General features: G+C 71.0%; 10 protein-coding genes. 9 read left to right on the forward strand and 1 reads right to left on the reverse strand.

What is annotated here, in order from left to right; genetic code table 11:
* Window positions 1-77: 77 nt before the first annotated feature.
* From OF819_RS21360 to OF819_RS21400, 9 genes are all read left to right on the forward strand, one after another.
* A complete protein-coding gene (locus OF819_RS21360) occupies window positions 78-1,445 on the forward strand; it encodes a nitrate/nitrite transporter (RefSeq protein ID WP_267245220.1) in 1,368 nt (455 codons plus the stop codon).
* Window positions 1,446-1,557: 112 nt separating this feature from the next.
* Entirely contained in the window at window positions 1,558-2,754 is a 1,197-nt protein-coding gene (locus tag OF819_RS21365; RefSeq protein ID WP_267245221.1) for a uroporphyrinogen-III synthase, read from the forward strand.
* Between the two features lie 135 nt (window positions 2,755-2,889).
* Complete coding sequence (locus OF819_RS21370) at window positions 2,890-4,107, forward strand: serine hydrolase domain-containing protein (protein ID WP_267245222.1); 1,218 nt, start codon at window positions 2,890-2,892, stop codon at window positions 4,105-4,107.
* 140 nt (window positions 4,108-4,247) lie between these two features.
* Window positions 4,248-4,865: a CGNR zinc finger domain-containing protein gene (locus OF819_RS21375; RefSeq protein ID WP_267245254.1), complete on the forward strand. Its 618-nt coding sequence runs from the start codon at window positions 4,248-4,250 to the stop codon at window positions 4,863-4,865.
* A 137-nt stretch (window positions 4,866-5,002) separates the two neighbouring features.
* On the forward strand, window positions 5,003-5,599 hold the full coding sequence (locus OF819_RS21380; protein WP_267245223.1) for a sigma-70 family RNA polymerase sigma factor: 597 nt from the start codon (window positions 5,003-5,005) through the stop codon (window positions 5,597-5,599).
* Complete coding sequence (locus tag OF819_RS21385) at window positions 5,596-6,615, forward strand: zf-HC2 domain-containing protein (RefSeq protein ID WP_267245224.1); 1,020 nt, start codon at window positions 5,596-5,598, stop codon at window positions 6,613-6,615. The genes OF819_RS21380 and OF819_RS21385 overlap by 4 nt, the downstream gene beginning before the upstream one ends.
* Window positions 6,616-6,677: 62 nt before the next feature.
* The gene (locus OF819_RS21390) at window positions 6,678-8,960 is read left to right on the forward strand and encodes a HelD family protein (RefSeq protein WP_267245225.1); all 2,283 of its coding nucleotides are present in this window, start codon (window positions 6,678-6,680) and stop codon (window positions 8,958-8,960) included.
* Window positions 8,961-9,493: 533 nt separating this feature from the next.
* Entirely contained in the window at window positions 9,494-10,915 is a 1,422-nt protein-coding gene (locus tag OF819_RS21395; protein ID WP_267245226.1) for an NAD-dependent malic enzyme, read from the forward strand.
* A gap of 465 nt (window positions 10,916-11,380) precedes the next feature.
* A complete protein-coding gene (locus OF819_RS21400; protein WP_016645140.1) occupies window positions 11,381-11,662 on the forward strand; it encodes an HU family DNA-binding protein in 282 nt (93 codons plus the stop codon).
* Window positions 11,663-11,739: 77 nt separating this feature from the next.
* Here the strand turns inward: OF819_RS21400 and murA are convergent, their stop codons facing one another.
* Window positions 11,740-13,083, reverse strand: coding sequence for a UDP-N-acetylglucosamine 1-carboxyvinyltransferase (murA, locus tag OF819_RS21405; protein WP_267245227.1), 1,344 nt, complete (start codon window positions 13,081-13,083; stop codon window positions 11,740-11,742).
* Window positions 13,084-13,138: the final 55 nt, after the last annotated feature.

Below are 13,138 nucleotides of genomic sequence, written 5' to 3' on the forward strand. Positions count from 1 at the left end.
GGTCACCTCCTGGCACGGCGCTGAAACGAGCCGTTTCTAGCGTCGTTGCCACGATCCGACACCCGTGGAGGCGTGTGATGGCTGGCCGGTGGATTGAGCAGTGGGACCCGGAGGACGAGACCTTCTGGCGGGAGAAGGGCGAGCGCATCGCCCGCCGCAATCTCATCTTCTCCGTGCTCAGTGAGCACATCGGGTTCTGCGTGTGGAGCCTGTGGTCCGTGATGGTCCTGTTTATGGGACCGGAGTACGGGATCGACCCGGCTGGCAAGTTCTTCCTGATCGCCGTCGGCACCCTCGTCGGCGCGCTGATCCGTGTGCCGTACGCGTTCGCCGTCGCCCGCTTCGGGGGCCGCAACTGGACGGTCTTCAGCGCGCTGATGCTCCTCGCGCCGACGATCGCCGCCTACGCGGTGATGGAGCCGGGCACCTCGTACAGCACGTTTATGGCGGTGGCGGTCCTCACCGGCGTCGGAGGCGGCAACTTCGCCTCCTCCATGACCAACATCAACTCCTTCTTCCCGCTGCGCAAGAAGGGCTGGGCGCTCGGCGTCAACGCGGGCGGCGGCAACATCGGCGTGGCCGTGGTGCAGCTGATCGGCCTGCTGGTCATCAGCACGGCGGGCGCGACCAACCCGCGCATCGTGCTCGGCGTCTACATCCCGCTGGTCATCCTCTCCGCCGTCTGCGCCGCGCTGTTCATGGACAACCTCGCGCCGGTCAAGAACGACACCGGGGCCGCCAAGGAGGCCGCCCGCGACGCACACACCTGGATCATGTCGTTCCTCTACATCGGCACCTTCGGCTCGTTCATCGGCTACAGCTTCGCCTTCGGCCTCGTCCTGACCACGCAGTTCGGCCGCACCCCCCTGCAGGCCGCCTCGCTCACCTTCATCGGGCCGCTCCTCGGCTCGCTGATCCGGCCGATCGGCGGACTGCTCGCCGACCGCCTCGGCGGCGCGCGCGTCACGCTGTGGAACTTCCTGCTGATGGCCGCGGCCACCGGCGTCGTCGTCACCGCCTCGGTGAGCGAGTCGCTTCCCGTCTTCCTTGCCGGCTTTATCGCGCTGTTCGTGCTGACCGGCATCGGCAACGGCTCCACCTACAAGATGATCCCGGGCATCTTCCAGACCAAGGCACTGGCCAAGGGCCTGACGGGCGAGGCGGCCGCGGCGCACGGACGCCGGCTCTCCGGGGCGTCGATGGGGCTCATCGGCGCCGCGGGCGCCCTCGGCGGACTCGGCATCAACCTCGCCTTCCGCCAGTCCTTCCTCACCGGCGGCACCGGAACCGCCGCCTTCGCCGCCTTCCTGGGCTTCTACGCGGTGTGCTCCGTCGTCACCTGGGCGGTATACCTTCGCCGTCCGGCCGCAGTCCAGGCCCCCGCCGGGACCGGTTCCGAGGCCCCGTCCGAGACGGAGCCGCAGCTCAGCTACGCCAGGGTGTGATCGCTGCCCGCTCGCAGCACTCCGTAACCGCAGGGAAATACGGGTGAACCGAGCCTGTCACGCACGCTTGACAGGCTCGGTCGACCCATCCGCACACGTGGGGACGAACACGATGCAAGACGACCGCCAGCCAGGCCCCCTCGCGGGGTTCACCGTCGGAGTCACCGCCGCCCGGCGCGCCGACGAACTCGGCGCGCTGCTGCTCAGGCGCGGCGCCTCCGTCGTCCATGCCCCCGCCCTGCGCATAGTCCCGCTCGCCGACGACACCGAACTCCTCGCCGCCACCAAAGAGCTGATCGACCACGCCCCGGACGTCGTCGTCGCCACCACCGCCATCGGCTTCCGCGGGTGGGTGGAGGCGGCCGACGGCTGGGGTCATGGCGAAGCGCTCCTCGACCGGCTGCGCACCGTGGAGCTGCTCGCCCGCGGACCGAAGGTCAAAGGAGCGATACGCGCCGCAGGACTGACCGAACACTGGTCTCCAGCTTCCGAATCCATGGCGGAAGTGCTTGATCGGCTGCTCTCCGAAGGAGTGTCGGGCCGGCGGATCGCCCTGCAGCTGCACGGTGAGCCGCTGCCCGGCTTTGTGGAGTCGCTGCGGGCCGGCGGCGCGGACGTCGTCCTCATACCCGTCTACCGGTGGATGCCGCCGCAGGACCTCGCACCGCTGGACCGGCTGCTGGACGCCGCCCTCACCGGGTCGCTGGACGCCATCGCCTTCACCAGCGCACCCGCCGCGGCCTCCCTGCTCTCCCGCGCCGACGAACGCGGCCAGCTGCATGAACTGCTCGACGCCCTGGACCACGACGTCCTCGCGGCCTGCGTGGGGCCGGTCACCGCGCTGCCGCTGCAGGCGCGCGGCGTGGACACGGTGCAGCCGCAGCGCTTCCGGCTCGGGCCGCTCGTCCAGCTCATCGGCGTCGAACTGCCCGCACGCGCCCGAGCCCTGCCCATCGCAGGCCGCCGGGTGGAGATCCGCGGCCATGCCGTCCTGGTCGACGACGAGCTGCGGCCCGTCCCGCCCGCCGGAATGGCGCTGCTGCGCGCGCTCGCCCGGCGGCCCGGCTGGGTGGTCTCGCGCGCCGACCTGCTCCGCGCGCTGCCGGGCGCGGGGCGCGACGAACACGCCGTGGAGACGGCGATGGCCCGGCTCCGTACGGCTCTGGGCGCACCCAAGCTCATCCAGACGGTCGTCAAGCGGGGCTACCGGCTGTCCCTTGACCCGGTGTCGGACGGCAAATACGGCGACGCCAAATACGGCGACGGCGACTATGCCGACGGCGCCTACGCAGGCACACCAGCCTCTTAGCACCCCTCTGGCGCACGGTTTCCGCCATTTCCGTGTGAACTCCCCGTGAGGCGCAACCTGTCACACGCGTTGCGCGTATACGGATGAGGCGCGCTCGACCAGAAGCGCACCCATGACCACAGGGGAGAACCACATATGCTTGCCAGCGCGTCCCGCACGGCAGTCACACTCGGGGCGGGCGCGGCGCTCAGCGCCGTCCTGCTGACCCTCACGGCCGTCCCCGCACAGGCCGCGGGCGACGCCGAGACGCCCCCCGATCTCACCGCGCTGTCCGGGGTGCTGAGCACCGCGCTGGACCAGAACGCCCCGGGCGCGATGGCCAGAATCGACGACGACAGCGCCGTCTACCGGCTCTCCAAGGGCGTCGCCGACAAGGCCACCGGGCGGGCGCTGAGCACCGAGGACCGCTTCCGCGTCGGCAGCGTCACCAAGTCCTTCTCCGCCGTCGTCCTCCTCCAGCTCGTCGACGAGGGGAAGGTCGACCTCGACGCCTCCGTCAACGACTATCTGCCCGGACTGCTGCCCGACGACCGGATCACGGTCCGTCATGTGCTCAGCCACCGCAGCGGCCTGTACGACTACACCAACGACATGTTCGCCCAGACCGTCCCCGGCTTCGAGTCCGTACGGAACAAGGTCTTCACCCTCCAGGAGCTGGTCGACCTCTCGCTGGAGCGGCCCCTGAACGGCGAGCCCGGCGGGCCGTACCGTTACTCCAACACCAACTTCGTCGTCGTCGGCATGCTCATCGAGAAGGTCTCCGGCCGCTCGCTCGCCGTCGAGTACCGCGACCGGATCATCCGGCCGCTGGGCTTGCGTGACACCAAGTACGTCCACCCGGGCACCCGCATCCCCGGCCGCTACACCCGCGGTTACCTCCCGGACGACGACCCTGCCAAGCCGGCCGCCGACGCCACGCACCAGACGGCCTCCTGGGCGCAGAGCGCCGGCGCGATGATCTCCAGCACCCGCGATCTGAACACCTTCTTCTCCGGGCTCTTCGACGGCCGGCTGCTGACCGCCGAGTCGCTGAAGCAGATGCAGCAGTGGACGCCGGTCAACAGCACCCAGGGGTACGGCCTCGGGCTCCGCCGCCGGGATCTGTCCTGCGGGGTCTCCGTCTACGGCCACACCGGCACCATGCAGGGCTACTACACCTACGCCTTCACCACGAAGGACGGAAAGCGCAGTCTGACGGCGATGGCCAACACCTCCAACAACGGGGCCGTGCTGGGCACCATGGCGCGCACTCTGGAGGCCGCCTTCTGCGGCAAGCAGGCCGCGCCCGCCGCCAAGCAGCGCACCGCCGAGCCGAGGCATGAGGACATCGCGCCGAACGTCACCCTGCGGTGAGGCGGAGGCGTCACCCCGCGGTAAGCGAGGAGGGCTTTCGGCGGCAGGCGCGGCGGGGCACTCTGGTGAGAACGGCCGACGGAGACGCCGGCCGGCGGTGACCCCTAGGCGGTGACAGGCGCATGGCACGCACGGCCGGCATGGCAGGCGCGACGGCAAGGTCCCGGAGCTCGTCCTCGTCCTCGTACGAGTGGAGGTTTGACTCCGGGCGCATCTGTCTGGACCTCGTGGCGTCCTCGGAGGCGGCCCATGCCGGGCGTGAGCCGCTCGCCGAGCCGGGGGTGCTCGCCCGCTGGCTGGTCGGCGCCGGGCTGGTGCCGGCCGGGACCCCGCTGCCCGGGGTGGACTCCCGCTGGGCCGCCCGCTTCGCCGAACTCCGCGACTGTGTGGCCCAGGTGGTCCGCGCCCAGATCGAGGGACGGCGCGCCGAGGCCGCCCTGGAGCGGGTGAACGCGTTCGCCGCCGCCCCGCCGCCCGCCGTCCGCGCCGTGCCCGGCGCGGACGGCTCGCTCGTACGGGCCATGTGGGCCGCGCCCGACTGCCGGGCGCTGCTCGCGGCCGTCGCCCGTGACGCCGTGGAGCTGCTGACCGACCCGGCGGCCCGCGCCCGGCTGCGCCAGTGCGAGGGCGACAACTGCGGCCGGGTGTATCTGGACACCTCACGCGGGCAGCGCCGCCGCTGGTGCTCCAGCGAACTGTGCGGCAACCGCGAGCGTGTGGCCCGGCACCGCCGGCGGGCCGCCGCCGCGCATCTGTAGCCGGCCGAAGAATCCCGAGCGCCAAAAGATTCCCGATTTTCTCGCTGCCGCGTTGAGTGATCCACGCGCCGCCTCCGTACCCATGGGGGAGAGACCGCCAGCCGACTGTCAACAGGGTCTCGACCGGGAGGTTCAGGTTGCGCAAGGATGCCGCCGTGGCCGATGACCGTCCGCAACGGGCCCGCCATCGCAGCGAGAAGCGACGTGTCGACTCCACCGTCACCGCAGTCCCCGACGAGGAGTTGATGCGTGCGCTCTATCGTGAGCACGCGGGGCCGTTGCTCGCCTATGTGCTGCGTCTTGTCGCCGGCGACCGCCAGCGTGCCGAGGACGTGGTGCAGGAGACGCTCATCCGTGCCTGGAAGAACGCCGGTCAGCTCAATCGGGCCACCGGCTCTGTCAGACCCTGGCTGGTGACGGTCGCCCGGCGCATCGTCATCGACGGTCACCGCAGCCGGCAGGCCCGGCCGCAGGAGGTCGATCCGGCACCGCTTGAGGTCATGCCCGCGGAGGACGAGATCGACAAGGCGTTGTGGCTGATGACGCTCTCAGATGCGCTCGATGATTTGACGCCCGCTCACCGGGAAGTCCTGGTCGAGACATACTTCAAGGGGCGCACGGTCAATGAGGCGGCCGAGACGCTCGGCATACCCAGCGGGACGGTGCGGTCCCGAGTGTTCTATGCGCTCCGTTCCATGAAGCTCGCTCTGGAAGAGAGGGGGGTCACGGCATGAACACATATGAGCCACGGCAGGAGCCCGGGCAGGAACAGGAGTCCATCCACGACACCGTCGGCGCGTATGTGCTGGGCATCCTGGACGACGCCGAGGCCACCGCCTTCGAGGCGCATCTGGCGGGCTGCGACATCTGCGCGGCCCATCTGGAGGAGTTCTCCGGGATCGAGCCGATGCTGGCGATGCTGGCCGAGGCCCACGCCCCGGCCCCGCCGCCGCAGCAGCAGGAGCCGGGCGCCCCCGGACTGCCCGGCGTACCGGATCAGGGCGCGGCGGACACAGGCCCGGCGGCGTCCGGTCTGACGCAGGGCATGGGGCCGCTGCCCGGGATGCGTGATATGTCGTCGGTGCCGGGCCTTCCGGACTTCCAGCAGAGAGCCGGCGGACGCAGGTCCGGCAACCGCCCTGCCGATCGTTCTGCCAACCGCTCCGGCGGCCGCTCCTCCGCACGCCGCTCCGCCGTCCCCCAGCAGCCCGGCCCCAGGATGCTCGACGGACTCCTCGGCGAGGTCGCCGTCAAGCGGGACCGGCGGCGCAAGCGCGGCCTGTATCTGGTCGCCGCGGCCGCGGCGCTGGTCATCGGCGGCCCCACCGTCGCGGTCGTGGTCACTGCCGACGACGCGGGAGCGGGCGGGCGCAACGCCGCGGGGGAGCCGACCGGGGAGACGGCCTTCGAGGGCACGGACGAGCAGATCCGGGCCACGGACCCGACGACCAAGGTCAGCGCCGTCGTCGGCATGCAGGACAAGGCCTGGGGCACCCGCGCGGTGCTGGAGCTGAAGAACGTCAAGGGCCCGCTGCGGTGCAGCCTCGTCGCCGTCTCCAAGACCGGCGAGGAGGAGGTCGTCACCTCCTGGGCCGTCCCGGAGTGGGGATACGGCATCCCCGGCAGCCAGCACAAGAGCGCCAAGGACCCGCTCTATGTGCAGGGCGGCGCGGCCATGGAGCGGAACGACATCGATCACTTCGAGGTGCGCACCTTCGAAGGCGAGCGCCTGGTGGAGGTGGACGCCTGACAGACCCGCCCCCTTGGCGTACGGTTGACGGCTGCCCAGCGCACGTCAGAAGGGGGCCCACGGTGGCCGCGCACGATACCGCCGTCGACTCGGTCCGCGACCGTGAGATCGCGGTCGAACAGGAACATCTGGACAAGGTGTACCGCCGCCTTGAGGAGAAGATCCACGAGGCGGAGTTCCTCATGGACGACGCCGCCAAGCGCGGCCAGGTCGGCACGCCCGGAGCGCTCGCCGAGCGGGACGCCCAGGTTTTCCGGGCCGGCGTCCACCTCAACCGCCTGAACAGCGAATTCGAGGACTTCCTCTTCGGCCGTATCGACCTGCTGTACGGCAAGGACGGCAAGAAGGGCCCCGACGGCGCGTACACCTCCGTCGAGCCCGCCGACGACGCGATCGGGCCGGACAACACCGCGGAGATCGGCGAGACCCTGCACATCGGCCGCATCGGCGTCCTGGACGCCGAATACGCCCCGCTGGTGATCGACTGGCGGGCCCCCGCCGCCGCGCCCTTCTACCGCTCCACCCCGGTCGACCCCGGCCGGGTGGTACGCCGCCGCGTCATCCGCTCCAAGGGCCGCAAGGTCCTCGGCGTCGAGGACGACCTGATGCGCCCCGAGCTGACCGCCACCCTGGACGGCGCAGAGCTTCCAGCCGTCGGCGACGGAGCGCTGATGGCGGCCCTCGGCCAGGCCCGCAGCCACACCATGCGGGACATCGTCTCCTCCATCCAGGCAGAACAGGACCTGGTGATCCGCGCCCCCGCGGCCTCCGTGACCCAGGTCGAGGGCGGCCCCGGCACCGGCAAGACGGCCGTCGCGCTGCACCGGGCCGCGTATCTGCTCTACCAGGACCGCAGGCGGTACGCGGGCGGCATCCTGATCGTCTCCCCGACCCCGCTGCTCGTCGCCTACACCGAGGGCGTGCTGCCCTCGCTGGGCGAGGAGGGGCAGGTCGCCATCCGGGCGCTGGGCAGCCTGGTGGACGGCGCGGAGGCCACCGCATACGACGATCCCGCCGTCGCCCGCGCCAAGGGCTCGGCGCGGATGGTGAAGGTCCTGCGCAAGGCCGCCCGCGGCGCCCTGGAACGGGGCGGGACCCCCGAGCGGCTCCGCGTCGTCGCCTTCGGCCGCCGCATCGAGCTGGACGCGGACGAGCTGAAGCGCATCCGCCAGAACATCCTCGGCGGCACCGCGCCCGTCAACCTGCTGCGCCCGCGCGCCCGCCGGCTGCTGCTTGACGCCCTGTACGCCAAGTCCGGGGCCGCCGCCCGGCACACCGACCCCGAACTCGCCGCCGAGCTGCGGTCCTCCTTCGACGAGGACGTCAGCGCCGAGGACTCCTTCCTGGACTTCCTCAACGCCTGGTGGCCGGAGCTCACCCCGCGGGGCGTGCTCTCGGCCATGGCCGACGAGCGGCAGCTCGGGCGCTGGGCCCGCCGTGTGCTCAACCCCGGCGAGGTGCGCAGGGTGGCCCGCTCGCTGCGCCGCGACGAGCTGTCCGTGCACGACGTGGCGCTGCTGGACGAGCTCCAGACGCTCCTCGGGGCCCCGGCGCGCCCCCGCAGGAAGCGCGAGGCCGACCCGCTGGAGCAGCTCACCGGTCTGGAGGAGCTGATGCCGCGGCGGGAGGAGACCCAGCGGGAGCGGGCCGAGCGGCTGGCGGCGGAGCGCACCGAGTACGCACATGTCATCGTCGACGAGGCGCAGGACCTCACCCCCATGCAGTGGCGCATGGTCGGCCGCCGCGGCCGCCATGCCACCTGGACGGTCGTGGGCGACCCGGCGCAGTCGTCCTGGTCCTCGCCGGACGAGGCCGCCGAGGCCCGTGACGAGGCGCTGGGCAGCCGTCCGCGCCGGCGCTTCAACCTCACCGTGAACTACCGCAACCCGGCGGAGATCGCCGAGCTGGCCGCCAAGGTGCTGGCGCTGGCCATGCCGGGAGCCGAGGCCCCGGCCGCGGTCCGCTCCACCGGCGTGGAGCCCCGCTTCACCGTGGTGCGGGACGGCGAGGCGCTGGGGGCGGCCGTACGGGCGGAGGCGCTGCGGCTGCTGGAGCGGGTGGACGGCACGGTCGGCGTCGTCGTCGCCATGCAGCGCAGGCGGGAGGCCGCACGCTGGCTGGCCGGTCTGGGCGAGCGGGCAGTCGCGCTGGGTTCGCTGGAGGCGAAGGGGCTGGAGTACGACGCGACGGTGGTCGTCTCACCCGCGGAGATCGCGGACGAGTCCCCGGCCGGGCTGCGGGTGCTGTACGTGGCGCTGACGCGGGCGACGCAGCAGCTCACCGTGGTCTCGGGGCGGCGCGACGAGCCGGACGGGGGCGGGGTGCCGGATCTGCTGCGGGACTAAAGCCCCCGGCCGGGTGCGCCGTGGCCTGATCCGCAGTCAACTCCTTGTCCCCCTGCCCTCTTCCCTGCCCTCCCCTGCCCTCTCCCTTGTCCTCCGCTTGGCCTCTGCTCGCCCTTCCCGTTTGTCCTCCCGCCTTTCCTCGTCCGGGAATCGCATCCCCGAGGTGTTTGTTAGCCTGGGTGTGGCATCGGCCCGATCCAAGCCCCCGGGCCCAACCTTCGTCGCTTCGAGCGACCACTTGCCGCGAGGCGAGCATGGCGGGTCGGTGCCGTTTCTCTTGTGATGTGTCAATGGGACAGGTCCGCGTCACCCGCCGGTGGCGCGGACCTGTTTCGTTTCTCCTGTTTCTCCCGTTGTTTCTCCCGTCGACTGTTCCCCTGCGAGATCGAATCTCGTATGGTGGAAGATGTTTTCCGAAGTTATTCGCCGTTACCGGCTACCAGCTGGTAGGTGCGAACATCGGTAAGCGTCGCCGGGCAATACAGGCCACGGCCGCATAGCAACGAAGCTAGGGAAAGCAGAGGAACCCGGTCATGGCAACGGCGCCCAGCGTCTCGTACTCGATGACGGTCCGGCTGGAGGTGCCCGCGAGCGGAACCGCGGTCTCCCAGCTCACCACGGCCGTGGAGTCCTCCGGCGGCTCCGTGACCGGTCTGGACGTGACCGCTTCCGGCCACGAGAAGCTGCGCATCGACGTCACGATCGCCGCCTCCTCCACGGCGCACGCCGACGAGATCGTCGAGGAGCTGCGCAAGATCGAGGGCGTCGTCCTCGGCAAGGTCTCCGACCGTACGTTCCTGATGCACCTCGGCGGCAAGATCGAGATGGCGTCCAAGCACCCCATCCGCAACCGCGACGACCTCTCCATGGTCTACACGCCGGGCGTGGCCCGGGTGTGCATGGCGATCGCCGAGAACCCCGAGGACGCCCGCCGGCTGACCATCAAGCGCAACTCCGTTGCGGTCGTGACGGACGGCTCCGCGGTGCTGGGCCTCGGCAACATCGGCCCCAAGGCCGCGCTGCCCGTCATGGAGGGCAAGGCGGCCCTTTTCAAGCGCTTCGCCGGCATCGACGCCTGGCCGCTCTGCCTGGACACCCAGGACACCGACGCCATCGTCGAGATCGTCAAGGCGATCGCCCCCGGCTTCGCGGGCATCAACCTTGAGGACATCTCCGCGCCCCGCTGCTTCGAGATCGAGGCGCGGCTGCGTGAGGCCCTGGACATCCCCGTCTTCCACGACGACCAGCACGGCACCGCCATCGTGGTGCTCGCCGCCCTGACCAACGCGCTGCGCGTGGTGGGCAAGGCGATCGGGGACGTACGGGTCGTCATGTCCGGCGCGGGCGCGGCCGGTACGGCCATCCTGAAGCTGCTCCTCGCCGCGGGCGTCAAGCACGCCGTGGTGGCCGACATCCACGGCGTCGTGCACGCGGGACGCGCCGACCTGGTGGACGCCGCCGAGGACTCCCCGCTGCGCTGGATCGCCGACAACACCAACCCCGACGGCATCACCGGCACCCTCAAGGAGGCCGTCGCCGGCGCGGACGTCTTCATCGGCGTCTCCGCCCCGAATGTGCTCGGCGCCCAGGACGTGGCGGCCATGGCGGACGACGCCGTCGTCTTCGCGCTCGCGAATCCGGACCCCGAGGTGGACCCGGCGATCGCCCGCCAGACCGCGGCAGTCGTCGCCACCGGCCGTTCGGACTTCCCCAACCAGATCAACAACGTGCTGGTGTTCCCGGGCGTCTTCCGCGGTCTGCTGGACGCTCAGTCCCGCACCGTCAACACGGAAATGATGCTCGCCGCGGCCACGGCGCTGGCGGACGTGGTCACCGAGGACGAGCTGAACCCGAACTACATCATCCCGTCCGTCTTCAACGACAAGGTCGCGGGCGCGGTCGCGGGAGCGGTGCGGAACGCGGCCAGGGCCGCGGGGGCGGCTGCTCCGGCCTGACGGGCGGCCGCTCCGGCCTGACCGCGTCCGGCGCGGGCCCGGCCTCCGCCCGCGGGCGGCTTGTGGCCGCGGGGCCCTCGAACTGCTGTGGAAGGCCCCACATCGGCGTGACCCCCGGCGCGTCGCGGGGCACGGCCCCCCTTCGGCCGCTCTAGTGTGGCGGACCATGAGCCCTGCGCTCATATGCCGCGCGCTGGGGACCGCACGGCGTCGTACGGCTCCGCCGCCGCTCGGCTCCGCGCAGTTCCCGGGAAGTAGACGGAACGTCACCACGGCGGGGCTCCGGGGCTTTTCGTGTGACTCCGAAGGGTGCCGGATTGGCTTTCCCGCCGCTGGTGGGGGCAGGATGCGTATTTGGGCGCGAGGGTCTGACGGCAGACCCGGGTCCGGGGACTGTCCTAGGGCCCTGGCAGCATCGGCTTCGATCTCACGCCTCACAGGCAAGAAGAACACGGGAGTAACAACATGAACCGCAGTGAGTTGGTGGCCGCGCTGGCCGACCGCGCCGAGGTGACCCGCAAGGACGCCGACGCTGTGCTGGCCGCCTTTGCCGAGACCGTCGGCGAGATCGTCGCCAAGGGCGACGAGAAGGTCACCATCCCCGGATTCCTGACCTTCGAGCGCACCCACCGTGCCGCTCGCACCGCTCGTAACCCGCAGACCGGCGAGCCGATCAACATTCCGGCCGGGTACAGCGTGAAGGTCTCCGCGGGCTCCAAGCTCAAGGAAGCCGCCAAGGGCAAGTAAGTCCCTGTGACACGAAAAGGGCGGCCACCCCATGGGGTGGCCGCCCTTTTCGCAACTGGGGGCTGAAGCCCCCGGTGCTACGACAGCGTGCCGCCGCCCGGCAGCTCCACCTTCGCGCCCAGCTTCTCCAGCTTCGCCATGAAGTTCTCATAGCCGCGGTTGATCAGCTCGATCCCGTGCACCCGTGACGGCCCCTGCGCCGCCAGCGCCGCGATCAGATACGAGAAGCCGCCCCGCAGGTCGGGGATGACCAGGTCCGCGCCCTGCAGCCTGGTGGGGCCGGAGACGACCGCGGAATGCAGGAAGTTGCGCTGGCCGAAGCGGCAGTCGGAGCCGCCCAGACACTCCCGGTACAGCTGGATGTGCGCGCCCATCTGGTTCAGCGCGGAGGTGAAGCCGAGCCGCGACTCGTACACCGTCTCGTGGACGATCGACAGCCCCGCCGCCTGGGTGAGCGCCACCACCAGCGGCTGCTGCCAGTCGGTCTGGAAACCGGGGTGGACGTCGGTCTCCAGGGCGATCGCGTTCAGCGAGCCGCCCGGGTGCCAGAAGCGGATGCCCTCGTCGTCGATCTCGAACGCGCCGCCGACCTTCCGGTAGGTGTTGAGGAAGGTCATCATGGAGCGCTGCTGTGCGCCGCGCACATAGATGTTGCCCTCGGTGGCGAGCGCCGCCGACGCCCAGGACGCCGACTCCAGACGGTCCGGGAGCGCCCGGTGGGTGTATCCGCCGAGCTTGTCCACACCGGTGATCCGGATCGTGCGGTCGGTGTCCATCGCGATGATCGCGCCCATCTTCTGCAGTACGCAGATGAGGTCCTCGATCTCCGGCTCCACCGCCGCGTTCGACAGCTCCGTCACGCCCTCCGCCAGCACGGCGGTGAGCAGCACCTGCTCGGTCGCGCCCACGGACGGGTACGGCAGCCGGATCTTGGTGCCGCGCAGCCGCTGCGGGGCCTCCAGGAACTGGCCGTCCGCGCGCTTCTCGATCGTCGCGCCGAACTGCCGGAGCACGTCGAAGTGGAAGTCGATCGGCCGGCCGCCGATGTCGCAGCCGCCGAGACCGGGGATGAAGGCATGGCCGAGGCGGTGCAGCAGCGGGCCGCAGAACAGGATCGGGATGCGCGAGGAACCGGCGTGCGCATCGATGTCCGCGACATTGGCGCTCTCCACATACGTCGGGTCGAGCACCAGCTCGCCCGGCTCGTCGCCGGGGCGGACCGTCACCCCGTGCAGCTGGAGCAGACCGCGCACCACGCGGACGTCACGGATGTCGGGCACATTGCGAAGGCGGCTCGGCTCGCTGCCGAGCAGGGCGGCGACCATCGCCTTGGGCACGAGGTTCTTCGCGCCCCGGACGCGGATCTCGCCCTCGAGCGGGGTGCCGCCGTGGACAAGCAGTACATCGTCTGTGCCGGTCATGAATCTCGCGTTCCGAAAGAGCTCCCCTCGGCGGGCGAGGGGAGGTCGGGCAGGG

It is taken from the genome of Streptomyces sp. PR69 (assembly GCF_026420845.1).
Taxonomy (GTDB): Bacteria; Actinomycetota; Actinomycetes; order Streptomycetales; family Streptomycetaceae; genus Streptomyces.